A 25121-nucleotide genomic window follows, 5' to 3' on the forward strand; every position below is an offset into this window, starting at 1 on the left:
TGGCCGCCCCTCCACACGGGCCTCAGACTGGCCTCATGACCGAAGTCTCGGAGTACGACGTCGTTGTACTGGGAGCCGGTCCGACCGGTGAGAACGTGGCCGACCGGACCCGAGCGGCGGGGCTGAGCACCGCCGTGGTGGAGTCGGAACTGGTGGGGGGCGAGTGCTCGTACTGGGCCTGCATCCCCAGCAAGGCCCTGCTCCGCCCGGTCACCGCGCGGGCGGACGCACGCAGGGTTCCGGGACTGCGGCACGCCGTGCAGGGCCCGCTCGACGCACAGGCGGTCCTCGCCCGCCGCGACGAGCAGGTGTCGCACTGGAAGGACGACGGCCAGGTGCGGTGGCTCGACGGCACCGGAGCGCGCTTCTACCGGGGGCACGGGCGTCTCGACGGGCCGCGTCGGGTGGTGGTAACCGGCCCCGAAGGCGACCGGCACGTCCTCACCGCGCGCCACGCGGTCGCCGTGTGCACGGGCAGCCGGGCCTCGCTGCCGGCTCTGCCCGGTCTGACCGGCGCCGGGGTGTGGACCAGCCGGGAGGCGACCGGCGCCGGCCGGGTCCCGCGACGACTCGCCGTGGTGGGCGGCGGAGTGGTCGCCACCGAGATGGCCACGGCCTGGCAAGCCCTCGGATCCCGCGTCACCGTGCTGGTCCGCGGCGGCGGACTGCTGCCCCGGATGGAGCCGTTCGCCGGGGAACTGGTCGCGGAGGCGCTGACGGAGGCCGGGGCCGACGTCCGTACCGGTGTGTCGGTCGAAGCGGTGGTGCGCGCCGACCGCACCGGACCCGTCACCCTCGTTCTCGAAGGCGGCGACCACGTCGAGGCCGACGACGCGCTGTTCGCCACCGGCCGCGCCCCGCGCACCGAGGACATCGGGCTGGACACCGTCGGTCTGGAACCGGGCGGCTGGCTGCCCGTGGACGACACCTGCCGGGTGACCGGCAGCGACTGGCTGTACGCCGTCGGGGACGTCAATCACCGGGCACTGCTCACCCATCAGGGCAAGTACCAGGCACGGATCGCGGGCTCGGCCATCGCCGCCCGGGCCGACGGCGGCGCTGCCGCCCTCGACACCGAACGCTGGGGAGCGCACACGGCGACCGCCGACCATGACGCGGTACCCCAGGTGATCTTCACGGATCCGGAGGTGGCGTCCGTCGGGCTCACCCTCGCCGAGGCCGAACGCGCCGGGCACCGCGTACGGGCCGTCGACCAGGACCTCGGCGGTGTGGCGGGCGCCGGACTCTACGCGGACGGGTACCGCGGCCGGGCCCGGATGGTCGTCGACCTCGACCGGCACGTCCTGCGCGGCGTCACCTTCGTCGGTCCGGGCGTCGGAGAGCTGCTGCACTCCGCCACGGTCGCCGTCGCGGGCGAGGTGCCGGTCGACCGGCTGTGGCACGCCGTCCCCGCGTTCCCCACGATCAGCGAGGTGTGGCTGCGGCTGCTGGAGGCCTACCGGGGCTGACGCCGGCCCGGGCGTCCGACGGCGCGCAGCACCACGAACTTGGGGTTGCCCGCCACGACTTCGCAGTTGCCGAAGATCCGGCGCAGCTTCACGTGGTAGCCGAGGTGCCGGTTGCCCACGACCCAGAGTTCGCCGCCGGGGCGCAGCACCCTGCGCGCCCCGGCGAACATGCGCCCGGCCGTCGCGTCGGTGGTGGCCCGGTGCGAGTGGAACGGCGGATTGTTCAGGACGAGGTCCACCGATCCGTCCGGTACGTCCGACACGCCGTCCCCGGCCACGAAGTGCGCCTCGGCGCCGGGTGCGGCGTTGGCCCGGAAGGTGGCCTCCGCGGAGGCCACCGCCTGGTACGACTCGTCGATGAACGTCACCCGGGCCTCGGGGTTCGCCAGCGCGGCGGCCGTGCCGACCACGCCGTTGCCGCAGCCGAGGTCGAGGACGTGCTCGGCGCCGCGGCGGCGGGGCAGGTGCTGGAGGAAGAAGCGGGTGCCGATGTCGAGGCGGTCGGCGCAGAAGACGCCGGCGTGGTTGGTCACGGTCCGACCGGACGCCGGGCCGATGTCCTCGGGCAGCGCGTACACCAGCGGCCAGGGGCTGGGCGTCCGGGGGAGGGCAGGGTCCGGCGTGCAGAAGACCAGACGTGCCTTGCGCACGGCCAGCGAGGTGCGGGTCGGGCCGATGATCCGCTCGAACAGCCTCAGTGTGGAGGTGTGGATCTCGGTGACCATGCCCGTGCCGACGACGACCGTCCCGGCGTGGACGGCGGGGGCCAGCCGGTGCAGCTGGTCCTCCAGCAGGGCGAGGCTCTTCGGGACGCGTACGAGCAGGACGTCGATCCGCTCGGGCGGGGCGTCCCGGGTCGTGAGCAGCCGCACGGTGCCCTCGGCCGCACCGCTGCGCGCCAGGTTCGCCCGGGTCGCCTCACGGCCGAGGAAGGAGTCGGTGATCTGCACCGGACGGTGCGCGGAGAGGGCGGTGACCAGCGCGCCCCAGCGGTCGCCGACCACCGCCACGGTGCCGGAGAGGTCCACGGCCGGTGCTCCGTCGTGTCCTTCGAGATGCCGCAGCAGGTACTCGTCGGCGGCGTCCCAGGCGCGGAGCGCGTCGCGGGGGTCCTCGGGGAAGCGGGTGAGCGTGAACTCACCCGCTGAGGTGGTCAAACGGTTCATCGTGCCTTCAGGCTAGCCGAGTCACCGGGCGGCCTTTCCCGTGCGTCGGGGCTTCCTCGCTGCGGCCCGCCTGCGCCGGGGTCCGCTGCACGGCCCCCGGACGGGGCCTCGTCCGGGTTGCGGTGCACGGCCGGGACCGGGGGCCTGGGCCCGGCCCGAGGCCGTCGCCGGGCTGTGGCCGTCGACGAGTTGGGGTAGCCGACGGGGCCGGGCCGTGCTCTCGCCGTCGTCCGCGTCCGGGCCGCGGCCGCGGGCCCCGTCCCAGCCGGCCGCGGCCCGGGGCGTCGTCCGCATCCGAGAGCGCGGCGCGGGTCCTGGTCGTGGGCCGGTACGCGTCGTCCCGCGTCCGAGGCGTGGTCCCGGTCCCGGCCGTGGTCCTGGTCGTCGTCCCGGTCCGTGCCGCCGCCCTCGGCGGCCGTGGTCCGGGCCGCCGCCATCGGCTGCCGCGGCCCGGAGCACTGCCCTACGAGACGTCCGCGCCCGGGGCATCCGCCCCGCCAGTGCCCCGTGCCTCCCCGCCCACGCTTCACGCCTCCCCGCTCATGGCGGCTGCCAGCCGCAGATGCGGCTCCGCCTCGGCGGCACGGCCCTGCCGCTCCAGGGTGCGGCCCAGCATCAGCCGCGCGTAGGACTCCACGGGATCGCGTTCCAGGACGGCCCGCAGTTCCGTCTCCGCGCGCTTCAGCTGCGCGGAGTGGTAGTAGGCACGGGCGAGGAGCAGACGCGGTGCGACCGGCGAGGGGTCCTCGTCGACCAGCCCTCTCAGCACGATTGCCGCGGTCGCGTACTCCCTGGCGTCGAAGAACAGCTGTGCCCGCTCCCAGCGTTCGGCCGGCGTTCCATGGTCGTAGTAGATCTCCGTCATGCCCGGGAAACCACGAGGGATGGTTGAACATTCCACTACTGGGGATCGGGCGTGGGGCTCACGACCCCGTCACGCACAGGAATAGGTTGAACGCCATGAGCAATCTCGATCGTCAGGCCGTGCCGTCCGTGTGCGGCGGCAGGGGCTTCGTCGTCGCCGAACCGGTCCGTGAGCTCCTCAGTCCCCGCCAGGTGAAGCTCGGCGAGTCCACCGAAGTCCGCAGGCTGCTGCCCAACCTCGGCCGCCGCATGGTCGGCGCGTGGTGCTTCGTCGACCACTACGGACCCGACGACATCGCCGACGAGCCCGGCATGCAGGTCCCGCCCCATCCGCACATGGGCCTCCAGACGGTCAGCTGGCTCCACGAGGGCGAAGTGCTCCACCGTGACAGCCTCGGCAGCCTCCAGGCGATCCGCCCACGCGAACTGGGCCTGATGACCTCCGGCCGGGCCATCAGCCACTCCGAGGAGAGCCCCAGGCCGCACGCCCGATTCCTGCACGGCGCGCAGCTCTGGGTCGCCCTGCCCGAGACGCACCGCCACACCGAACCCCGCTTCCAGCACCACCCCGACCTGCCCGTCGTCACCGCACCCGGCCTCCGCGCGACCGTCATCCTCGGCGAACTCGACGGCGCCGCCTCGCCCGGCACGGCGTACACCCCCATTGTCGGCGCGGACCTCGCCCTCGCCCGCGGCACCGGCACCACGCTCCCTCTGGAGCCCGACTTCGAATACGCCGTACTGAGCATGTCCGGGGAGGTGCATGTCGACGGAGTGCCGGTACTCCCCGGTTCGATGCTCTACCTGGGCTGCGGACGCACCGGACTCCCCCTGCGCGCCGAGTCCGACGCCGGTCTGATGCTCCTCGGCGGCGAGCCCTTCGAGGAGGAGCTCGTGATGTGGTGGAACTTCATCGGGCGGTCCCATGAGGACATCGCACAGGCCAGGGAGGACTGGATGAACGGCACGCGATTCGGCCGAGTGGAAGGCTACGACGGCCGACTGCCCGCTCCTGAACTCCCGCCGGTGGCGCTGAAACCGCGGGGGAGGGTGCGCTGAACCGTGCCGATTTGATGTGGCAAGGCGCTGGGAGGCCGGCTTGCCTCGGCGTGTTCTGTACGGAGCCCAGCCCGCCCGAGCGCGTCGCCGGCCGGTCCGTTCCTGGGGGTGTCCAGCAGGTCCGCGCACGGCTTCTCGTATGGAATCCGTTAAGGCCGTGTCGGCGGGCGTATGAGAGCCGTCAAGAAGTCTTAACGGCTCACTGCCGACGCGATTAGCTCTTGTCCGGCCACCCTGGCCGATTCACCACACCCACTTCATCCAGGAGCTCACGATGGCCGATGTGGCCTTCGTCGTCACCACGGTCGCGGTCTTCGCGCTGGTGGCTCTCATCGCCAAGGGGGTGACGAAGCTGTGACCGTCGAGAACATCATCGGCCTGGTCGTGGCCGTCGCTCTGCTGGGCTATCTCATCCTCGCCCTCGTCAAGCCGGAGAGGTTCTGAGCCCCGATATGAGCCCCGTTCTTGCTGACGTGCTCCAGGTGACGGCGCTGGTCGCCGCGCTGGCTCTGGTGCACCGCCCGCTGGGCGACTACATGGCCGCCGTCTTCTCCTCCGAGAAGCACCTGCGGGTGGAGAAGTGGATCTACCGCAGTGTGGGTGCCAATCCGAACGCCGAGATGCGCTGGTCCGCCTACCTGCGGGCGGTGCTGGCCTTCTCCGCGGTGAGCGTGCTGCTGCTGTACGTGCTCCAGCGCGTCCAGGACGTGCTGCCGCTCTCGCTCGGCTTCAAGGCGATCAACCCGGACCAGGCGTTCAATACCGCCGCGTCGTTCGTCTCGAACACGAACTGGCAGTCGTACTCGGGTGAGGCGGCGATGAGCCACATCACCCAGACCGCCGGCCTCGCGGTGCAGAACTTCGTCTCCGCTGCCGTCGGTATCGCCGTCGCGGTGGCGCTCGTCCGGGGCTTCGCGCGCTCCCGCACCGGCGAGCTCGGCAACTTCTGGGCCGACCTGGTCCGCGGTACCGTCCGCATCCTGGTGCCGCTCTCCGTGATCGCCGCCATCGTGCTGGTCGCCGCCGGCGCCATCCAGAACTTCGGCGGCATCCACGAGCTCACCACGGTGACCGGCCAGACGCAGGGCATCTCGCCCGGCGCGGTGGCCTCCCAGGAAGCGATCAAGGACGTGGGCACCAACGGCGGCGGTTACTTCAACGCCAACTCCGCCCACCCCTTCGAGAACCCCAACGGCTTCACGAACCTGCTGGAGATCTTCCTCCTGCTCGTGATCCCCTTCTCGCTGCCGCGCACCTTCGGCAAGATGGTCGGCAACGTCAAGCAGGGCTACGCCATCGTCGCCGCGATGGGAACGATCTGGTTCGTGGCCGTGGTCCTGGTGACCTGGATCGAGTACGCCCACCCGGGCACTGCCTCGCAGCTGGCGGGTGGTGCGATGGAGGGCAAGGAGCAGCGGTTCGGCGAAGGCGCGTCCTCGCTGTTCGCGGTCTCCACCACGATGACCTCGACGGGGTCGGTCAACTCGTTCCACGACTCCTTCAGCGGCCTGTCGGGCGGCGTGCTGCTGCTGGGCATGATGCTGGGCGAGATCGCGCCCGGTGGCGTCGGCTCCGGCCTCTACGGCATGCTGATCATGGCTGTGATCGCGGTGTTCCTGGCCGGTCTGATGGTGGGTCGCACTCCCGAATACCTGGGCAAGAAGATCGGCACCCGCGAGATCAAGCTCGCCGCGTGCTACATCCTGATCACGCCCGCCCTGGTGCTGGTCGGCACGGCCGTGGCCATGGCGCTGCCGGACGGCAAGGAAGCCATGACCAACGTGGGGGCCCACGGCTTCTCCGAGGTCCTGTACGCCTACACCTCCGCGTCGAACAACAACGGCTCCGCGTTCGCCGGCTTCGGCGCCAACACGCCGTTCTTCAACACGACGCTCGGCCTGTGCATGCTGCTGGGCCGGTTCCTGCCGATGGTGTTCGTCCTGGCCCTGGCCGGGGCGCTTGCCGAGCAGACCCCGGTGCCCGCTACCGCGGGCACCCTGCGCACCGAGAAGCCCCTGTTCACCGGGCTGCTCGCGGGCGCGATCCTGATCATCACCGGCCTGACGTTCTTCCCGGCGCTGGCGCTGGGTCCGCTCGCCGAGGGGCTGGGGTCATGACCACTGACGCAAAGAAGCACGAGGACGCGATGTCCACCGCCCCTGTCACCCCGGCACCGCACAGCGACGTCCCGACGGGCCACAAGCCCGAGGCCGGACGCGTGGGCGGCGGCCTGTTCGATGCCAAGCAGCTGGTCAAGTCCTTCCCGGACGCGGTCCGCAAGCTGGACCCGCGGGTCATGGTCAAGTCACCCGTCATGTTCGTGGTCCTCGTCGGCTCGGTGGTCACCACGGTGCTCGCGGTCAAGGACCCGACCGACTGGTTCGGCTGGGCCATCACCGCCTGGCTCTGGCTGACGACGATCTTCGCCAACCTTGCGGAGGCGGTGGCCGAGGGCCGCGGCAAGGCGCAGGCCGACACCCTGCGCAAGGCGAAGACCGACACCGTCGCCCGCCGGCTGACCAAGGACGGCGCGGGCGAGGAGTCCGTGCCGGGTACCGAGCTGAGGATCGGTGACCTGGTGGTCTGCGAGGCCGGTGACGTCATCCCGGGCGACGGTGACGTCGTCGAGGGTGTGGCCTCGGTGGACGAGTCGGCGATCACCGGCGAGTCGGCCCCCGTCATCCGCGAGTCCGGTGGTGACCGGAGCGCGGTGACCGGCGGTACGAAGGTCCTCTCCGACCGCATCGTCATCAAGATCACCACCAAGCCCGGCGAGACCTTCATCGACCGCATGATCAACTTGGTCGAAGGAGCCGCCCGGCAGAAGACGCCGAACGAGATCGCGCTCAACATCCTGCTGGCGTCCCTCACCATCGTCTTCCTGCTCGCCGTCGTCACCCTGAAGCCGTTCGCGATCTACGCGGGCGCCGACGAGCAGACCTCGCTGATCGTGCTGACCGCGTTGCTGGTCTGCCTGATCCCCACCACCATCGGCGCCCTGCTCTCCGCGATCGGCATCGCCGGGATGGACCGGCTCGTCCAGCGCAACGTGCTGGCGATGTCGGGGCGGGCGGTCGAGGCCGCCGGTGACGTGTCCACGCTGCTGCTCGACAAGACCGGCACGATCACGCTCGGCAACCGGCAGGCGGCCGAATTCGTGCCGGTCAAGGGCACCACCGAGGCCGAGGTCGCCGACGCCGCCCAGCTGTCGTCCCTGGCGGACGAGACCCCTGAGGGCCGCTCCATCGTGGTCCTGGCCAAGGAGAAGTACGGGCTGCGGGAGCGTCACCAGGGCGAGCTGGCGCACGCCACGTGGATCGAGTTCACCGCCCAGACCCGCATGTCGGGTGTGGACGTCGACGGCAGGAAGATCCGCAAGGGTGCCGCAGGCTCGGTCATCACCTGGGTCCGGGAGCAGGGCGGCGAGGTCCCGCACGACGCCGGCACCCTCGCCGACACCATCTCCGGGGCCGGCGGCACCCCGCTGCTCGTGGCCATGGAGGACGACAAGGGTGCCCGCGTGCTGGGTGTCATCCACCTCAAGGACGTGGTCAAGGAGGGCATGCGGGAGCGGTTCGAAGAGCTGCGCCGCATGGGCATCAAGACCGTCATGATCACCGGTGACAACCCGCTGACGGCCAAGGCGATCGCCGAGGAGGCCGGTGTCGACGACTTCCTCGCCGAGGCCACCCCCGAGGACAAGATGGCCCTCATCAAGCGGGAGCAGGCCGGCGGCAAGCTGGTCGCGATGACCGGCGACGGCACCAACGACGCCCCCGCACTCGCCCAGGCCGACGTCGGTGTCGCGATGAACACCGGCACGTCGGCCGCCAAGGAGGCCGGCAACATGGTCGACCTCGACTCCAACCCGACCAAGCTCATCGAGATCGTCGAGATCGGCAAGCAGCTCCTCATCACCCGCGGAGCCCTGACCACCTTCTCCATCGCCAACGACGTCGCGAAGTACTTCGCGATCATCCCGGCGATCTTCGCGGTGGCCTACCCGGGCCTGGACAAGCTCAACATCATGGCTCTGTCTTCGCCGGAGTCGGCGATCCTCTCCGCCGTCATCTTCAACGCGCTGATCATCATCGCACTGGTGCCGCTCGCCCTGAAGGGCGTCCGGTACCGCCCGTCCAGCGCGGACAAGATGCTCCGCCGCAACCTCGGCCTCTACGGACTCGGCGGCCTGGTCGTCCCGTTCATCGGCATCAAGCTCATCGACCTGCTCATCTCCCTCATTCCTGGAATCGGCTGATCTGCCATGAACACTTCCGTCTCCAACACGGGCCGTCTGCTGATGGCCGCGCTGCGGATGCTGCTGGTGCTGACCGTCGTGACCGGCATCCTCTACCCGCTCGCCGTCACCGGGGTCGCCCAGGCCCTCTTCCACGACAAGGCCAACGGCTCGATCGTGAAGGCCGACGGCAGGGAGGTCGGCTCGTCGCTGATCGGGCAGAGCTGGGACCTGCCGAAGCAGAACCCCGACGACGAGAACGAGGCGGCACGCCCGGACCCGAAGTGGTTCCAGCCGCGCCCGTCCAACAGCGGCTACGACCCGCTCGCCACCGGCTCCGGCCAGCTCGGCGCGTCGGACGCCCGGCTGGTGCAGGCGGTGAAGGACGCCAGGAAGCAGGTCGCCGAGTTCAACGGAGTGCCCGAGTCGGAGGTTCCCAAGGACGCGGTCACCGGCTCGGCCTCCGCGATCGACCCGCACGTCTCGCCGGAGTACGCCCGGATCCAGATCAAGCGGGTGGCCCGGGAGAACGGACTCACCGAGCAGCAGGTGTCCCGACTGGTCGCTGACCACACCGACGGGCGCACGCTGGGATTCCTCGGCGAACCGCACATCAACGTCCTCGAGCTCAACCTGGCCCTGAAGGACCTGGCCAAGAGCTGACGCCCGTTGGAAACGGGCGCCGGAGCCGACGGGACGCGGAACCCTCGCGTCCCGTCGGCTCCACCCCATGTCCCGCACGCTCACCGCGGAAGGAAAGGCGCCACAGCGATGACCAGGGTCCTGGTGGTGGAAGACGACCCGCAACTCGTCCGCGCCCTGAGGATCAACCTCCAGGCGCGCAAGTTCGAGGTGGAGTCGGCCGCCAACGGTGGTACGGCGCTCCGGCTCGCGGCTGCCCGCAAGCCGGACCTCATACTGCTGGACCTCGGCCTGCCCGACATGGACGGCCTCGACGTCATCACGGGCGTACGGGACTGGAGCCGGGTGCCGATCCTCGTCCTGTCCGCCCGCCACACGTCCGAGGACAAGGTCCGGGCCCTGGACGCCGGCGCCGACGACTACATCACCAAGCCCTTCAGCATGGACGAACTCCTCGCCCGGCTCCGTGCTGCCCTGCGCCGCAACGAGCCTCCCCAGCACCCGGACGAGGCGTTCCAGGTCGCGACCGCGGACTTCACCGTGGACCTGGTGGCCAAAAGAGTACGGCGTCATGGCCGTGATGTCCGGCTCACTCCCACCGAGTGGCAGCTGCTGGAAATCCTCATCACCCATCCCGGCCGGCTGATCAGCCAGCGCCGGCTCCTGCTCGAGGTGTGGGGTCCGACGCACAGCGACAACACGAACTACCTCCGCGTCTACATGGCCCAGCTCCGGCGCAAACTGGAAGCGGACCCCTCACACCCCCGCTACCTGATCACAGAGCCCGGCATGGGCTATCGCTTCGAACCCGAAGGCCAAGGGACATGAGACGCGGCACATTCCGGATCTACCTCGGTGCGGCCCCCGGCGTGGGCAAGACCTACGCGATGCTCTCCGAGGGGCACCGCAGGATCGAGCGCGGCACCGACGCCGTCGTCGCCTTCGTCGAGCACCACGGCCGACCGCGGACCGAGGTCATGCTGCACGGGCTGGAGGAGACCCCGCGCAAGGAGCTCGAGTACCGGGACGCCGTCTTCACCGAGATGGACGTGGACGCCGTGCTGGCTCGACGGCCTGCCGTGGCGCTCGTGGACGAGCTGGCCCACACCAACGTGCCCGGCTCCCGCAACGCCAAGCGCTGGCAGGACGTGGAGGAGCTCCTCCAGGCCGGCATCGACGTGATCACCACCGTCAACATCCAGCACCTCGAGTCACTGGGTGACGTCGTCGAGACGATAACCGGGATCCGCCAGCAGGAGACCGTGCCGGACGAGGTGGTCCGGCGAGCCGACCAGATCGAGCTGGTCGACATGTCCCCGCAGGCCCTGCGCCGCCGCATGGCCCACGGCAACATCTACAAGCCCGACAAGGTCGACGCGGCCCTGTCCAACTACTTCCGCCCAGGCAATCTCACCGCCCTGCGCGAGCTCGCCCTCCTGTGGGTGGCCGACCGGGTGGACGAGTACCTGCAGCAGTACCGCGGCGAGCACAACATCCGCTCCACCTGGCAGGCCCGCGAACGCATCGTCGTCGGCCTCACCGGCGGACCCGAGGGCCGCCAGCTCATCCGCCGGGCGGCCCGCCTGGCCGAGAAAGGCGCCGGCGGTGAGGTCCTCGCCGTCTACATCGCCCGCAGCGACGGACTCACCTCGGCCTCGCCCAAGGAACTCGCCTTCCAGCGCAGGCTGGTCGAGGACCTCGGAGGCACCTTCCACCACGTCATCGGCGACGACATCCCCGACGCCCTGCTGGAGTTCGCACGCGGAGTCAACGCCACCCAGATCGTCCTGGGCGTGAGCCGGCGCAAGCCCTGGCAGTACGTCTTCGGCCCCGGCGTCAGCGCCACCGTCGCCCGTGAATCGGGACCCGACCTCGACGTCCACATCGTCACCCACGACCAGGCCGCCAAGGGACGCGGCCTGCCCGTCGCACGGGGCTCCCGCCTGGGCCGCTCCCGGATCATCTGGGGCTGGCTGGTCGGCATCCTGGGACCCGCCCTGCTGACCGTACTGCTGCGCACTGTCGTTCCCGACCTCGGGCTCACCAACGACATGCTCCTGTTCCTGACCCTCACGGTGGCCGCGGCCCTGCTGGGCGGGCTGCTGCCCGCGCTGGCCTCGGCGGCCTTCGGGTCCCTGCTGCTCAACTACTTCTTCACACCACCCCTGCACCTGTGGACCATCGCCGACCCCAAGAACATCCTCGCCATCGTGGTCTTCTTTGCGGTGGCGGTCTCCGTGGCCTCGGTGGTCGACCTCGCTGCCCGGCGCACCCACCAGGCCGCCCGGCTGCGGGCGGAAGCCGAGATCCTGTCCTTCCTCGCCGGCAGCGTCCTGCGTGGTGAGGACTCCCTGCCCGCGCTGCTGGACCGGGTCCGTGAGACCTTCGCCATGGAATCGGTGGCCCTGCTCGAACGCGACAGCGAGGTCGAGCCCTGGACCCTCGCGGCGGGCACCGGGCCCGCCCCGGCCGCGCGCCCCGAGGAAGCCGACGTCGACATGCCCGTCGGCGAGAACATGGCCCTCGCGCTCACCGGCCGGGTCCTGCCGGCCGAGGACCGCCGGGTCCTCGGCGCCTTCGCCGCGCAGGCCGCCGTGGTACTCGACCGCCAGCGCCTGGTCGGCCAGGCGGAGGAGGCCCGGCGCCTCGCCGAGGGCAACCGCATCCGCACCGCGCTCCTGGCCGCCGTCAGCCACGACCTGCGCACCCCGCTCGCCGGCATCAAGGCATCCGTCACCTCTCTCCGGGCAGACGACGTGGAATGGTCGGAAGAGGACCGCGCAGAACTCCTCGAAGGCATAGAGGAAGGTGCGGACCGCCTCGACGCCCTGGTCGGCAACCTCCTCGACATGTCCCGCCTGCAGACCGGCACCGTCACCCCGCTGATCCGCGAGACCGACCTCGACGAAGTGGTCCCGCGGGCACTGGCCGGCGTCCCCGACGACAGCGTGGAGCTCGACATTCCCGAAACCCTCCCGATGGTCGCCGTCGACCGTGGCCTGCTCGAACGCGCCGTGGCCAACATCGTGGAGAACGCCGTCAAGTACAGTCCCGACGGGCAGCGCGTCCTGGTCTCCGCCAGCGCGCTGGCCGACCGCGTCGAACTGCGCGTCGTCGACCGCGGACCGGGTGTCCCGGACGAGGCCAAGACCCGCATCTTCGAGCCCTTCCAGCGCTACGGAGACGCCCCCGCCGGAGCCGGCGTGGGTCTGGGCCTCGCGGTCGCCCGCGGCTTCATCGAAGCCATCGGCGGCACCCTGTCCGCCGAGGACACCCCCGGTGGCGGCATGACCATGGTCCTCACGCTGCCTCCTGCCCCCGGCCAGCTCTCGTCCCGCTCGGCCCTGCCCGCAACCGCCACCTCGTGAAGCCGCCGACGAACTCGATCCACCGCAGCACGACCGGGGCAGCCCTCATTCAGGACTGGTGCACAGCGGTGGCCGGCGGCAGCTGCCGGCCACCTGGACCGGGAGGACGCCTGCCACCTGCTGGTCGAGGAGCATCCCGAGCTCATCGCCTCGTACGTCGAGGCCACAGGCCGTGGACCCGGGTCACGCCGAGGTGTCCGGCCAGCCGAGCAGCCGGGCCCCGATGACCGCGGTCTGCAGGGTGTAGCGGTGCCGGGGGTCGCCCGGGTCGGCCTGCGTGAGGCTGTGGATGCGCTCCAGTCGGTAGGTCAGGGCGCGCACACTGAGCGAGAGGCGGCGGGCGGCCTCGACGGCGACGCAGCCGCTGTCGAAGTAGGCGCCGAGGGTGTCGACCAGCGGCTGTGCACCACCGCGCGCCTGGCGGAGCGGGCCGAGAGTCGTCTCCACGAGGTCGGCCATCGCCTGTCGGTCCCGTGCGAGAACCGGGTAGACGAGCAGGTCGGCGGCGTGCAGTACCGGCCCCTCCAGATTCATGCGGTCGGCGAGTTCAAGGGCGTTGAGGGCCTCCTCGTAGGAGTGGACGACGCCCCCCGGCCCGGGATGGGCACGGCCCACGGCGACCCGGCCACCGTCGGTCGCGGCGTACGCCTGCTTGGCGAAGAAGGCCAGGACGTCGGGCTGATCGCCCGGCGCGACGCAGATCAGACGGCCGTCCTTGGTGGTCAGCAGGGTGTGGCGGTTGCCGAAGCGCGCGTGGACGGCCGTTTCGATCCCGCGGGCGACCGGATAGCCGTCGCCGTACGGTTCGGGGCCGATGGCGACGGCCACCGCGTGGGCGCGGGACAGGCGCATGCCGAAGCGCTCGGCGCGCTCCGCGAGCCGGCCCAGGTCGCTGCCTCCGTAGAGGAGGTCGTCGATGAACTCCCGGCGGGCCGCCTCCTCCTGGCGTACGGCCAGCCGCTGGGCCCGGTCGAAGCCTTCGGCGAAGGCGTCCACGGCCTGCTCGACGACGGCGAGCAGACTGAGTGCCTGCGGCGGGGCCAGCGCTTCCTGCGCTCTGCGTGCCTCGGCCAGGTGCGCGCGTACGAGAACACGGAGGCGGAGACCGGCCTCCGCCGCCCGCTCACCCTCGGCTCGCCGGCCCTCCAGCTCGACCCGGGACAGACGGCGGCCGGTGGCGCAGGCATCCAGCAGCATCCGTGCATACCCTGCCAGGTACTCCTCCGCCACTGCGTGCTCCGCCATGATTCCTCTCCGATCCCGACGCGTCCCTGACACATCCTTGACGCCGGACAAGGGTGACATGCCGCAGTGACGCCGCCGACACCGGCATCAGGGAAGCGTAAAGACTGCCGGTAACCGGCAATGCGGTGACCGGGCGGGGAGATGCACCATCAGGCCGTGAACGCACTGTCGTTCCACCGCGCTCCGTGCCGGGGAGCCGGGACGGAAGGGGCATCGCCGGGGGAGACGGGGGCTCCGGCGGCGGGAGGGGAGGGGGCGACAGGGCCGACGGTCCTGCCGTCCCCCGCTCCGTCCGTGTATGCGAGCGGGTTACGTGCGGGAGAGCCTGTGCCCGCACAGGATGTGGCCCTCGGGGACGTGAGGGGGTCCGGTGCATCCTTGGGTAGTGACTTCGACCGGTTCGGTACGCCAACTCGCCGACACGGGCGGCCGGATGGTCGTCTGCGGGGACGACGGGCTGGCCCACCGCCTGGCGGTGGAGCTGCGCGAGGTCTACCGGGAGCGGGTGACCCTCGTGGTACCCGCACGTCCGGCCGGTCAGGTGCGGGATGACGGGCGCTTCGGGGCCGGATCCGGGCTCGGCGCGGGCCTGTTGGCCCGGGCGCGGTCCGGCAGGCCTCGTCCCGCGCATTCCGCCGAGCGGCAGCCCGGCGCGCGGGAGCTGCGGTGGGTGGAGGCGGCCGAGCCCACCGAGGAGGTGCTGACCGCCGCCGGAGTGGCCGGCGCTTCGGCGCTGGCGCTGGTCTACGAGGACGACGAGACCAACCTGCGCGCGGCACTCATGGCCCGGCGGTTGAATCCGAGGCTGCGGCTGGTGATCCGGCTCTACAACCGCAAGCTGGGCCAGCACCTGGAGGAACTGCTGGACCAGGCGGCGATCGTCGCCGACCCCAGCGTCGACCTGCGGGAGCTGGACTCCTCGACCACCGTGCTCTCGGATGCCGACACGGCCGCGCCCGCGCTGGCGGCGACCGCGGTCGCGGGCACGGGCAAGGTCGTCCAGGCGGACGGGCTGCTGCTGCGTGCCGTGGAGCGCACTCCGCCCGGCCGGGGGGAAGTGGCCGATCCCGGGTTGTGCACCCTGGCGCTGCTGTCCGCGACCACGGCCGACCCGGCCGGCGCCGAGGGTGCCGAGCACAGCGGGGAGCGGGGTCCGCAGCTGCTGCCGGACGACCGGGCGGTAGCGGCGGCGACCGGCCGGGGCGTGGTCGCCCTGGAGGCGGTCTCCTACGCCGGCCCCCAGCAGGCCGGCCCCCGGCTCGCCACGGCGGCACTGCCCATGGGCTCGCTGTTCTCCCGGCGTCTGCGCTGGGCGCTGTTCGGTCTGGCGGCCGCGGTCGGCGCCCTGGCGCTGGCCGGGTGGGCCACGACCGGGGAGCACCCCCTGCACTCCGCCTACATGACCCTTCTCGACATCTTCGCGATCAACGACCCGGCCGTCGAGGAACCCGCAGAACGCCAGCTGCTCCAGATCCTCGCCGGCTTCGTCGGCATGCTGATCCTGCCCGCGCTGGTGGCCGCGGCCCTGGAAGGGTTGGGTGCCTTCCGCACGGCCACGGCCCAGCGCCGCCCGCCCCGCACGCTGTCGGGGCACGTCGTCCTGCTCGGCCTGGGCAAGGTCGGCACCCGGGTCCTGGCCAGACTGCGGGAACTGGAGATCCCGGTCGTGTGCGTGGAGTCCGACCCAGAGGCGCGCGGACTGGCCCTCGCCCGCAGCCTGCGGGTGCCTGTCGTCCTGGGTGACGTCACCGAGGAGGGCGTCCTGGAGGCGGCCCGGATCCACCGCGCCCACGCCCTCCTGGCGCTGACCAGCTCGGACACCACGAACCTGGAGGCCGCCCTCTACGCCCGCTCGCTCAAGGCGGACCTGAGGGCGGTCCTGCGGCTGTACGACGACGACTTCGCCACCGCGGTGTACCGGACGCTGAGAGCCGCGCACCCGGAAGCCCTGACCCGCAGCCGCAGCGTCACCCACCTCGCCGCTCCCGCTTTCGCCGGAGCGATGATGGGCCGCCAGATCCTCGGCGCGATACCAGTGGAGCGCCGAGTGCTGCTGTTCGCCGCCATCGAGGTCGGCGGCCATCCTCAGCTGCAGGGCAGGACGATTGCCGACTCCTTCCGCCCCGGCGCCTGGCGGGTGATAGCCCTGGACGCCGCCGCCCCGGAAGACCGCCGGCCCGACCTGGCCTCGACCCCGGACGGCGGCGCGCAGGGCCGGCACACCGGCCTGGTGTGGGACCTTCACCCCGGTTACGTACTGAGGGCCGAGGACCGCGTCGTGCTGGCCGCGACCCGCCTCGGTCTCGCCGAGCTCCTCGGACGCCGCCCAGACCTCACGGGAGGTTCCGTGGGCACGGCACCCACCGTCCCAGGAGAGATGTGATCAGTTGCCGGTCGTAGTCGGAGGCCTGCCATGGGCCGGAGCCGCGGACCCGTCGTCGCATCCGCTCGGAGACAGGAGGAGCACCCCCACCGCGGCCGATGCCAGGCCGGCGCCGGTGCAGACCATCACCGTGCTGCGTGAGGCCCCGGCCGGCACGGGCAATGCCTCCGCGCAGTGCGCACGTCGCACCTCCGGTACCGGCGCAATGTGGATACCCACCACGGACGCCCGCGGCGATGGCTGAGCCGCGGGCCGGATCAGCGGTTGACGAGATCGCGGGCGACGCAGAGCAGGATCCCCAGCGGGATCGCCCAGCGGGCGAATGGCGGGCCGGTCAGCGCGCGGCCGGCCTGGGACGGTGGGCGCAGCCGGGGGTGGAGGGCCATGGCCGTCAGGGTGTCGGCGGCCTCGCCGAGGGTGTCCCGGAGGCCGAGGCGGCGGCTCAGCCACGGCGGCCGGAACAGCCCTCCCATCGGTTCTGCGGCGGGCCCGACGAACTCCAGGAGGCCGTCGCGGCGGGCCTCGACGTGGCTGATGGCCGACCAGGGCAGGAAGGAGGCGGACCAGAGGCGGCGGACCCGGATGCCGTCCCGGTCGGCGGTGACCCGCCACAGGGCCGCCCGGCAGGCGGCCCAGCCGGCGACGAGAGAGGTCCAGACGGCGAAGACCAGCCCGCCGAAGCCCGGGGCGGCCAGGCTCCCGTCAGCAGGCGGCACGGTCAACGCCACGAAGGCCACGCACCAGAGGGCCGCTGCGATCCGGGCTGTGGTTCCGGACCGCCAGACCAGCGGATCCGTCGGCGGCTCCAGGGCGCCGGCGAGGGCTTGCACCCGGTCACGCTGGGCGAGCCGGATCTCGCGGCGTCGGGTTCCGCGCAGCGCACCGGTGCTCCCCTCGCGCCCACGGCCGATTCCCCTCACAGGGCCCGTCCCGCCGGTGTCGGTCGGTTCACAGGGCCCGTCCCGCCGGTGTCGGTCGGTTCGTCGCGGGCACGGTGTCCTCGTCGACGTGGAAGAGACGGGCGATGGGGACGTCGGTGCTGCTGTGGGCGATGATCGAGAAGGCGATGCACACGGCGATCAGCGTGTACGCCTGCTCGCCCTGGGGGATGCCGGCCTGGAGGACCAGCAGTCCGTAGACCACGGAGGCGAAGCCCTTGGGGCCGAACCAGGCGGCCACCAGCTTCTGCCGCCGCTCGAATCCGGTGCCGACCAGCGACAGCAGCAGCGATGCGGGGCGGATGAGGACGATCGCCAGTACCACCGCCACGTACCCGCCCAGCGACAGGTCGCCGAACAGCTGCGGGGTCAGCAGCGCGCCGAAGACCAGCAGAGCGGCGAACTTGGCCAGCTCAGCCAGCGCCTCGCCCAGCGGCTCGAAGGCGGCCTTGGCCTCCGGTGAGGCGGCGGTGAAGACCGCGCCGGCGGAGAACGCGGCGAGGTAGGGGTTGGCGTGGGTCAGGTGGCACAGCCCGTACAGGATGATCCCGGTGGCCAGCGGCAGCAGCGGCTGGAGCTTCGGCTCCGCGCCCAGCAGCCGGAACCGGACCAGGGCGGTGACCGCCAGCGGCAGCACGATCCCGAAGACCAGGCCCAGGGCCAGCTCCAGGCTGATCATGCCCAGCGAGGCCTCCGCGTGGGAGGACGTGGGCCCGGCGGCGGCGATGAGGATCAGCACCACCGGCAGGGCGAGGCCGTCGTTGATCCCGCTCTCCACGTTCAGCAGCTGCCGCAGCTTCGCCGGCACCTCCTTGCGTCCCACGATCGCGGAGGCGAACACGGGGTCGGTCGGCGCCAGTACGGCACCGACGAGGAAGGACGTCGTCCAGTCCAGGCCGACCAGGTAGTGGGTGACCAGCGCCATGCCGACCATGGCGAGCGGCATCCCCATCCCCAGCGCGCGGGCCGGGTTCTTCCAGTTCTCCCGGAGCTTGGGGAACGAGACGTGCATGCCGTCGGTGAACAGCACCGCGAACAGTGCCAGATCGGCGGTCACGGCGACGATCTCGCTGTCGGCGGTGATGTGGATCAGTCCGAGGAAGCCGTCGCTGACGAGCGCCCCGCCGAGCAGGAACAGCAGTGAGGTGGAAAGCACGGTCCGGGCGGCGAGCCCGGACAGCAGCACAGCGACGAGCAGTGCGACACCGAAGACAGCGACGAGCACCATGGCAGGAAGCCCCGATCTGCGAAGAGAGTTGTCCCCTGATCGCCGACCAGACTTCCCGGCACGCCACAGCGGACTTTACACGCTCCTTACGGTGTGTTGACGAGGTCTTAGCGGCAGAATTCCGTGCCTCCCGTTGCCGACGGCATCCCCTGGCCGAGGATCTGCCGTCGCCTGTAACGTGCGGGGACGCGTCCGTGACTGACGCGGGGTGTGCCGGGAAGTCCGGTCGGCGTCCACTGGGGGCCTTTGTGCCCAGCGCGGTCCGACGATCGGAGGAATCCCACGATGCGCCGACGCTGCAGCCTGCCGTCCGACGGACGGATCGGGAGACTTCTGACTGCCGCCGGGGTGCCGGTCAGCCTGGCCGGGGCCGCCTTCTACGTCCTGCCCGGACCCGGATTCCCGCTTCTGATCATCGGGCTGTCACTCCTGACGACAGGCCTTGTCATGATCGCCTCGGATCCGCGCCGCGACTGAGCGACCTTCCACGTACCACCTACCTGTAGAGGGACCGCACTCATGAAGTGGCAGTGGACTGCCCTGATCCTGTTCTCCCTGACCCTGCTGCCCGCAGGTCTGGCCATGGCCGCCGACCGGGTTCCCCGCCGTTTGCGTGCCCGGCTTGCACCGGTACGGCTGCGGGGCGCGGCTGTTCTGCTGATCTACGCGACCGCGCCCTTCAACGCCGTGCCCCGGCTGGCCGACGCCTCACCCGACTCGATTCTGCTGTGCACGGCGGTGGGCGGGGCGTTCGCGGTCGCGGGGACTCTCCTGCTTGCCTTCGCGGCGCAGCGGCCTGCCGTCAGCTGAGCTCGGCGAAGGCTTCCACGGCCTGGGTCTTGCCGGTGATGATGATGACGTCGCCCTTTTCGACCACGGTCTCGGCGGTGGCGTGGGTGAAGCCCTGCCCCGGCCGTTTGATGCCGACGACCGTGATGCCGTAGCGGGTGCGCACGGCGCTCTCGCCGAGCGGGACCCCGGTGATCGCCGTCGGGGTGACGGTCTTGACCAGCGCGTAGTCGTCGTCGAACTCGATGAAGTCGAGCATCCGTCCGGTGACGAGGTGGGCCACGCGTTCGCCCATCTCGTGCTCCGGCAGGACGACGTGGTGGACGCCGAGCCGTTCGAGGATCTGGCCGTGCTGGCGGCTGATGGCCTTGGCCCAGATGTTGGGCACGCCCTCCTCCAGCAGGTTGGAGGCGATCAGGATGCTGGCCTCGATGTCCGTACCGATGCCCACGACGACGCTGGGGAAGTCCCCGACGCCTAGCTGGCGCATGACCACGGGGTCGGTGCAGTCGGCGACGGCCGAGTGGGTCAGGATGTCGCTGTGCTTCTGGACGAGTGTGGGGTCGGTGTCGATGCCCAGGACGTCCCAGCCGCGGCGGGTCAGTTCGTTCGCCAGTGAGCTGCCGAACCGGCCCAGGCCGATGACGGCGACACGCTGGTCGGCGGTGGTGTGGCCGGCGATGTCCCGCAGGCGCTTGCGGCGGCGTCGGCGCAGGTTGTGCAGGTAGTTACCCAATGACGGGTCGCTCCTCGGGTAGCTGGTAGCGGAGGACGCGCTCGCGCAGGGCGAGCGAGGAGACCAGGGTGATCGGGCCGAGGCGGCCGATGAACATGAGCAGGATCAGGATCAGCTGCCCGGAGACCGGGATGTCGGCGGTGATGCCCGTGGACAGGCCGACCGTACCGAAGGCGGAGACGGCCTCGAACAGCACCGCCTCGGCGGGGGCCTTGGTCACGGTCAGCAGCGCCAGTGTGGCGGCGATGACCAGCCCGACGCCCAGCAGTGCCACGGTCAGGGCCTGCCGCAGGGCGTGCGGGGCGAGGCGGCGGCCCATGACGGTGGAGTTGGGCTCGCCGCGTACCTCGGCCAGCATGGCGGCGGCCAGAACGGAGAAGGTGGTGACCTTGATCCCGCCGGCGGTGCCGGCGCTGCCGCCGCCGATGAACATCAGCGTGCAGGTGAACAGGACCGTGGAGGCGTTCAGAGCGCCCATGTCGATGGCGTTGAAACCGGCCGTGCGGCTCATCGCCGAGTAGAAGAACCCGTTGAGGACCTTCTGGCCCCAGTCGAACGGGCCGAGCGTGCCGGGGTTGGTCCACTCCAGCAGGCAGGTCAGCACGGTTCCGACCACCAGCAGGGCTGCGGAGGTGACCAGGGTCAGCCGGGTGTGCAGCGACCAGTTGCGCAGACCGGTCGTCCGGTGCCGGTTCCGGTGGCGCAGGACTTCCAGCAGTACGGGGAAGCCGAGGCCGCCGAGGATCACGGCCACGGCGATGGGCATCGTGACCCAGGGGTCCTGGGCGTAGCGGGTGATGCTGTCGCCGTGCAGGCCGAATCCGGCGTTGTTGAACGCCGAGATGGAGTGGAATACGCCCGAGTAGACGGCCTCGCCGAAGCCGAGGTCGTAGCCGAATCGCAGCCGCAGCGACAGGAACGCGCCGACCGCCAGCTCGACGATGAGCGTACATCCTGCGACGCCGAGCAGGACGCGCCGTACGTCGCCCAGGCCCAGGCTCTTGGTCTCGGCGGCCGCGGTCAGCTGCATCCGGAGTCTGAGCCTGCCGGAGACCAGAATCGCCAGCAGGGAGGCCATGGTCATGATGCCGAAGCCGCCGACCTGGATCAGCGCGAGGATCAGCAGTTCACCGAAGGTGGACCAGTGCTCGGCGGTGTCCACGACCACCAGCCCGGTGACGCACACGGCCGAGGTCGCCGTGAACAGCGCGGTGAGCGGGCTGGTGACCGAGCCGTCGGCCGATGCCGCGGGCAGCATCAGAGCGGCCGTGCCGAGGCCGATGACCAGTGCGAACGCCGACACCACCGTGCGGGCCGGGTGGGCGGTGAACACCGCTTGCCACACCCGCGCGATTCGTCCAGCCACGTGCCGGCCTCTCTTCCGTATGTCGACACCGCCATTGGGCCGGGCCATCAAGATCGCGTCAAGGACCGGCGGCTGTCAATCCTCTCCCGGAGATCCGGAATCCCCGCATCGGCGGTGCGTCCCGATCCCGGTCGCATCCCCCTCTCGGCCGTCGGGGGGCCTGATCCTGCCGAGGCTGTGTTCGCTCAGGGGAACCTCAGATCCAAATAACGATCGGATTACCGAACCTGCGGATATGCGGCAAACAGGGCACGTGTGTGATCTGGATCACTAAAAAACATGTAAAGGCCGTGCTAAGAATGCGCAACTCCGCTCCGGCACCACCCCTGGCCGGACCACCGGAGTGCCGGCACGCACCGGCCGCACCACAGTACGACCAGGCGCCCTCACGGTCCGAGTCCGGACCGGTGGCGCCTTGGGTCGCCGATCGGACAACAGCGTTCGCTCAAAGCCCGCATTTGCCACCGTCGCACCGCACTGCGCCGGTCCTGCGCCATCGAGGTTCTCCCAGATGTCACTCGACTCCATCACCACGTCCGTCGACGACGCGGTCAGCGGATTCTTCGAGCCCATAGCCAAGTGGCTCGGTGAAGTCGTCTTCTACTCCGTCCCTGTCGGCGGCACCCAGCTGCCGCTGATCGTGGCCTGGCTGGTCGTCGCCGGCCTGGTCTTCACCGGCTGGTTCGGGCTGGTCCAGATACGCAAGTTCCGGCTCGCGGTGAACGTGGTGCGGGGCAAGTACGACGAGAAGGGGTCGGCCGGCGAGGTCAACCACTTCCAGGCCCTGACCGCGGCCGTCTCCGGCACGGTCGGTCTCGGCAACATCGCCGGTGTGGCCGTGGCCGTGTCCATCGGCGGCCCCGGTGCGACGTTCTGGATGATCCTCTGCGGCCTGCTCGGTATGGCGACGAAGTTCGTCGAGGTCACCCTCGGTGTGAAGTACCGCGAGGTCCACGCCGACGGCACCGTCTCCGGCGGGCCCATGCACTACCTGCCCAAGGGCCTGGCCGACCGCTTCGGCGCCCGCGGCAAGACCCTCGGCAAGGTCCTCGCCGTCCTCGCCTCCGCCATGGTCCTCTTCTTCGGCCTCTTCGGCGGCAACCTCTTCCAGGTCAACCAGTCCTACGCCCAGCTGGTCTCCGTCACCGGCGGCGAGGAGGGCATGCTCGGCTCCTCGGCCGGCGCGCTGTTCTTCGGCATCCTGATCGCCGCCCTGGTCGGCATCGTGCTCCTGGGCGGCATCCGCTCCATCGCCTCCGTCACGAGCAAGCTCGTCCCCGCCATGGCCGGCATCTACATCGCCGCCTGCCTCGTCGTGATCCTGGTGAACGTCACCGCCGTCCCGGCCGCGATCTCCACGATCATCGAGGGCGCCTTCAACCCGCAGGGTGTCGCCGGCGGTGTCCTGGGTGCGCTGATCATCGGTTTCAAGCGGGCCGCGTTCTCCAACGAGGCCGGTCTCGGCTCGGCCCCGATCGCGCACTCGGCCGTCAAGACCAAGCACCCCGCCTCGGAGGGTCTGGTCGCCCTGCTGGAGCCGTTCATCGACACCGTGGTCATCTGCACCATGACGGCGCTGACGATCGTGATCGCCAACCCGGCCAGCTGGGCCGAGGCCCGCAAGGGCGAGTCCATCGGCGGCGTGACCATCACCTCCGACGCCTTCGCCACCGTCCTGCCCTGGTTCCCCTACATCCTGACCATCGCGGTGATGCTGTTCGCCATCTCCACCGTGCTGACCTGGGGCTACTACTGCATGAAGGCCTGGACCCACCTGTTCGGCCGCAGCAAGGCCAGCGAGATCACCTTCAAGGTCATGTACACCCTCGTCGCCGTGGCCGGCTCGCTGCTCACCCTGCAGACCCTCATCGACATGGCCGACGCGGTGCTCTTCATGCTCGCCGTCATCAACATCATCGGCCTCTACCTGCTCGCCCCCGTCGTCAAGCGGGAGCTGAACCACTTCCTCGACTTCGTCCGCCGCCGCGACGCCGGCCTGGAGACCGAAGCCGACGGGGACGCAGACCAGGAGCCGGTGAAGACCACCGTCTGACCGCCCCCCGGCGGCCCGGCTCCTTGAGGGCCCGTACCCACCCTCGCGCCTTGGGCGGGTACGGGCCCTCTCCCCTGCCCCGAACACCATCACCGCATGTCAAAGCCTCCTGGCGACATCCCACCCCTCCCGATAGGGTGTAAAGAACGCGTCAATGCGCTCATCACACCGACGAGCGGACGCGGGGTGTGCCGGGAAGTCTGGTCGGCGTCCTTGGGGCCGTGTGCCCGCAATGCTGCCGACCCCCCGGAGGTTTTCCCCCGCCATGACCGCTGCCCCGCCCTCACAGCGCTCCACCTTCCTCGGTCTCCTGCCCTGGCGCGAGCGCCGCGCCATCGCCGAAGCCCTGCGCACGGAGACCATCGGCGGCCTGGTGCTGCTGGCCGCCGCCGTCGCCGCCCTCGTCTGGGCGAACAGCCCTCTCAGCGACGTCTACGAGCAGATACGCGACTTCCACTTCGGTATTCCCGCCCTCGGCCTCGATCTGTCCGTCGGTCACTGGACCGCCGACGGCCTCCTCGCCGTCTTCTTCCTCGTCGCGGGCATCGAACTCAAGCGCGAACTCGTCGTCGGCGAGCTGCGCACACCGGCCACGGCGGCGCTCCCGGTCGTGGCCGCGCTCTGCGGTATGGCCGTCCCCGCCGCCCTGTACGCGCTGACCGCCGGACTCGGCGGCGGCAGCCTGGACGGCTGGGCCGTACCCATGGCCACCGACATCGCCTTCGCCCTCGCCGTCCTCGCGGTGATCAGCACCCACCTCCCGGCCGCGCTGCGCGCCTTCCTGCTCACCCTCGCCGTCGTCGACGACCTCGGCGCCATCCTCATCATCGCGATCTTCTTCACCAGCGACCTGAACTTCTGGGCCCTGGGTGGCGCCTTCGCCGGTCTGGCCGTCTTCTACGCCCTCCAGCGCTTCCGCGTCCGCGGCTGGTGGTGGTACGTACCGCTCGCCATCGCCATCTGGGTGCTGATGTACAACAGCGGCGTCCACGCCACCGTCGCAGGCGTCGCCATGGGCCTGATCCTGCGCACCACCCTCGACAAGGGCGAAGAGGCCTCCCCCGGCGCCCGGGTCTCCCACCTCCTCCACCCCTTCTCCGCCGGCGTGGCCGTCCCCCTCTTCGCCCTGTTCGCGGCAGGGGTTTCGGTGTCCGGCGACGCTCTGGCGGAGGTCTTCACCAGCCCCGAACCCCTCGGAGTCGTCGTCGGCCTGGTCGCCGGAAAGATCCTCGGCGTCTTCCTCGGCACCTACCTCGCGGTCCGCTACACCCGCGCCCGCCTCAACCCCGACCTCGCCTGGGCCGATGTCTTCGGCCTCGCCGCCCTCGCCGGAATCGGCTTCACCGTCGCTCTCCTCATCGGCGAACTCGCCTTCCCGGGCGCGGAAGTCGGTGAGCACGTCAAGGCCGCCGTTCTGGTCGGCTCCCTCACCGCGGCCGTGCTCGCCGCCGTCCTGCTCCGGCGCCGGAACAGGATCTACCGGCGTCTGTACGAGGAGGAGACCGCCGACGCCGACGCCGACGGCATCCCCGACATCTACCAGCGCACCCCCGGTGCCGGTGGCGGCAGCTGACGCGA

20 protein-coding genes are annotated in these 25121 nt (G+C 70.9%); 13 read left to right on the plus strand and 7 right to left on the minus strand.

Going from position 1 to position 25121, the window contains the following annotated elements:
• The first annotated feature begins 35 nt into the window (after positions 1-35).
• Positions 36-1469 (plus strand): dihydrolipoyl dehydrogenase family protein, encoded by a 1434-nt coding sequence (locus tag ACZ4Z5_RS06395; RefSeq protein ID WP_468257441.1) that lies wholly within the window; start codon positions 36-38, stop codon positions 1467-1469.
• Here ACZ4Z5_RS06395 and ACZ4Z5_RS06400 read toward each other — a convergent pair.
• Together ACZ4Z5_RS06400 and ACZ4Z5_RS06405 are read right to left on the minus strand one after the other, a co-directional pair.
• The gene (locus ACZ4Z5_RS06400; RefSeq protein ID WP_468257444.1) at positions 1457-2635 is read right to left on the minus strand and encodes a methyltransferase; all 1179 of its coding nucleotides are present in this window, start codon (positions 2633-2635) and stop codon (positions 1457-1459) included. The two genes, ACZ4Z5_RS06395 and ACZ4Z5_RS06400, sit on opposite strands and share 13 nt — an antisense overlap.
• A gap of 526 nt (positions 2636-3161) precedes the next feature.
• On the minus strand, positions 3162-3500 hold the full coding sequence (locus tag ACZ4Z5_RS06405; protein ID WP_468257447.1) for a tetratricopeptide repeat protein: 339 nt from the start codon (positions 3498-3500) through the stop codon (positions 3162-3164).
• A gap of 95 nt (positions 3501-3595) precedes the next feature.
• On the opposite strand from ACZ4Z5_RS06405, the gene ACZ4Z5_RS06410 reads away from it, so the two are divergent.
• The 7 genes from ACZ4Z5_RS06410 to ACZ4Z5_RS06440 all read left to right on the plus strand — a co-directional run bounded on the left by ACZ4Z5_RS06410 (position 3596) and on the right by ACZ4Z5_RS06440 (position 12805).
• Positions 3596-4558 (plus strand): pirin family protein, encoded by a 963-nt coding sequence (locus tag ACZ4Z5_RS06410; protein WP_468257450.1) that lies wholly within the window; start codon positions 3596-3598, stop codon positions 4556-4558.
• Positions 4559-4912: 354 nt separating this feature from the next.
• Positions 4913-5002 carry a K(+)-transporting ATPase subunit F gene (gene kdpF, locus ACZ4Z5_RS06415; RefSeq protein ID WP_468257453.1) on the plus strand — a complete coding sequence of 30 codons (90 nt, stop codon included), beginning with the start codon at positions 4913-4915 and terminating at the stop codon, positions 5000-5002.
• Positions 5003-5010: 8 nt separating this feature from the next.
• Positions 5011-6675: a potassium-transporting ATPase subunit KdpA gene (gene kdpA, locus ACZ4Z5_RS06420; RefSeq protein ID WP_468257455.1), complete on the plus strand. Its 1665-nt coding sequence runs from the start codon at positions 5011-5013 to the stop codon at positions 6673-6675.
• Positions 6672-8816, plus strand: a complete 2145-nt coding sequence (gene kdpB, locus ACZ4Z5_RS06425) for a potassium-transporting ATPase subunit KdpB (RefSeq protein WP_468257458.1) — start codon at positions 6672-6674, stop codon at positions 8814-8816. The genes kdpA and kdpB overlap by 4 nt, the downstream gene beginning before the upstream one ends.
• A gap of 6 nt (positions 8817-8822) precedes the next feature.
• Positions 8823-9458: a potassium-transporting ATPase subunit KdpC gene (gene kdpC / locus ACZ4Z5_RS06430; RefSeq protein ID WP_468257461.1), complete on the plus strand. Its 636-nt coding sequence runs from the start codon at positions 8823-8825 to the stop codon at positions 9456-9458.
• A 108-nt stretch (positions 9459-9566) separates the two neighbouring features.
• Positions 9567-10265, plus strand: coding sequence for a response regulator (locus ACZ4Z5_RS06435; protein WP_468257463.1), 699 nt, complete (start codon positions 9567-9569; stop codon positions 10263-10265).
• Positions 10262-12805: a DUF4118 domain-containing protein gene (locus tag ACZ4Z5_RS06440; protein WP_468257466.1), complete on the plus strand. Its 2544-nt coding sequence runs from the start codon at positions 10262-10264 to the stop codon at positions 12803-12805. The genes ACZ4Z5_RS06435 and ACZ4Z5_RS06440 overlap by 4 nt, the downstream gene beginning before the upstream one ends.
• A gap of 183 nt (positions 12806-12988) precedes the next feature.
• Here ACZ4Z5_RS06440 and ACZ4Z5_RS06445 read toward each other — a convergent pair whose 3' ends face one another.
• Positions 12989-14050 carry a PucR family transcriptional regulator gene (locus ACZ4Z5_RS06445; RefSeq protein WP_468257468.1) on the minus strand — a complete coding sequence of 354 codons (1062 nt, stop codon included), beginning with the start codon at positions 14048-14050 and terminating at the stop codon, positions 12989-12991.
• Between the two features lie 433 nt (positions 14051-14483).
• Here ACZ4Z5_RS06445 and ACZ4Z5_RS06450 point away from each other — a divergent pair, with 433 nt between their 5' ends.
• On the plus strand, positions 14484-16433 hold the full coding sequence (locus ACZ4Z5_RS06450; RefSeq protein ID WP_468257702.1) for an NAD-binding protein: 1950 nt from the start codon (positions 14484-14486) through the stop codon (positions 16431-16433).
• A 257-nt stretch (positions 16434-16690) separates the two neighbouring features.
• Here the strand turns inward: ACZ4Z5_RS06450 and ACZ4Z5_RS06455 are convergent, their stop codons facing one another.
• Together ACZ4Z5_RS06455 and ACZ4Z5_RS06460 are read right to left on the minus strand one after the other, a co-directional pair.
• On the minus strand, positions 16691-17353 hold the full coding sequence (locus tag ACZ4Z5_RS06455; RefSeq protein ID WP_468257470.1) for a hypothetical protein: 663 nt from the start codon (positions 17351-17353) through the stop codon (positions 16691-16693).
• A 28-nt stretch (positions 17354-17381) separates the two neighbouring features.
• On the minus strand, positions 17382-18599 hold the full coding sequence (locus ACZ4Z5_RS06460) for a cation:proton antiporter (RefSeq protein ID WP_468257473.1): 1218 nt from the start codon (positions 18597-18599) through the stop codon (positions 17382-17384).
• Between the two features lie 285 nt (positions 18600-18884).
• Between ACZ4Z5_RS06460 and ACZ4Z5_RS06465 the strand changes: the two genes are divergently transcribed.
• The gene (locus ACZ4Z5_RS06465; RefSeq protein ID WP_468257476.1) at positions 18885-19076 is read left to right on the plus strand and encodes a hypothetical protein; all 192 of its coding nucleotides are present in this window, start codon (positions 18885-18887) and stop codon (positions 19074-19076) included.
• 42 nt (positions 19077-19118) lie between these two features.
• Positions 19119-19409 (plus strand): hypothetical protein, encoded by a 291-nt coding sequence (locus tag ACZ4Z5_RS06470; RefSeq protein WP_468257478.1) that lies wholly within the window; start codon positions 19119-19121, stop codon positions 19407-19409.
• On the opposite strand, the gene ACZ4Z5_RS06475 is transcribed toward ACZ4Z5_RS06470, so the two are convergent.
• Both ACZ4Z5_RS06475 and ACZ4Z5_RS06480 read right to left on the minus strand, forming a co-directional pair.
• A complete protein-coding gene (locus tag ACZ4Z5_RS06475) occupies positions 19402-20124 on the minus strand; it encodes a potassium channel family protein (RefSeq protein ID WP_468257481.1) in 723 nt (240 codons plus the stop codon). The two genes, ACZ4Z5_RS06470 and ACZ4Z5_RS06475, sit on opposite strands and share 8 nt — an antisense overlap.
• Positions 20117-21490, minus strand: a complete 1374-nt coding sequence (locus ACZ4Z5_RS06480) for a TrkH family potassium uptake protein (RefSeq protein ID WP_468257484.1) — start codon at positions 21488-21490, stop codon at positions 20117-20119. Before ACZ4Z5_RS06480 ends, ACZ4Z5_RS06475 begins: the two co-directional genes overlap by 8 nt.
• 511 nt (positions 21491-22001) lie before the next feature.
• Between ACZ4Z5_RS06480 and ACZ4Z5_RS06485 the strand changes: the two genes are divergently transcribed.
• Positions 22002-23543 carry an alanine/glycine:cation symporter family protein gene (locus tag ACZ4Z5_RS06485; protein WP_468257486.1) on the plus strand — a complete coding sequence of 514 codons (1542 nt, stop codon included), beginning with the start codon at positions 22002-22004 and terminating at the stop codon, positions 23541-23543.
• Positions 23544-23808: 265 nt separating this feature from the next.
• The gene (nhaA, locus tag ACZ4Z5_RS06490; protein WP_468257488.1) at positions 23809-25116 is read left to right on the plus strand and encodes a Na+/H+ antiporter NhaA; all 1308 of its coding nucleotides are present in this window, start codon (positions 23809-23811) and stop codon (positions 25114-25116) included.
• The last annotated feature ends 5 nt before the right edge of the window (positions 25117-25121 follow it).

The organism is Streptomyces sp. NPDC030222, from assembly GCF_055573115.1.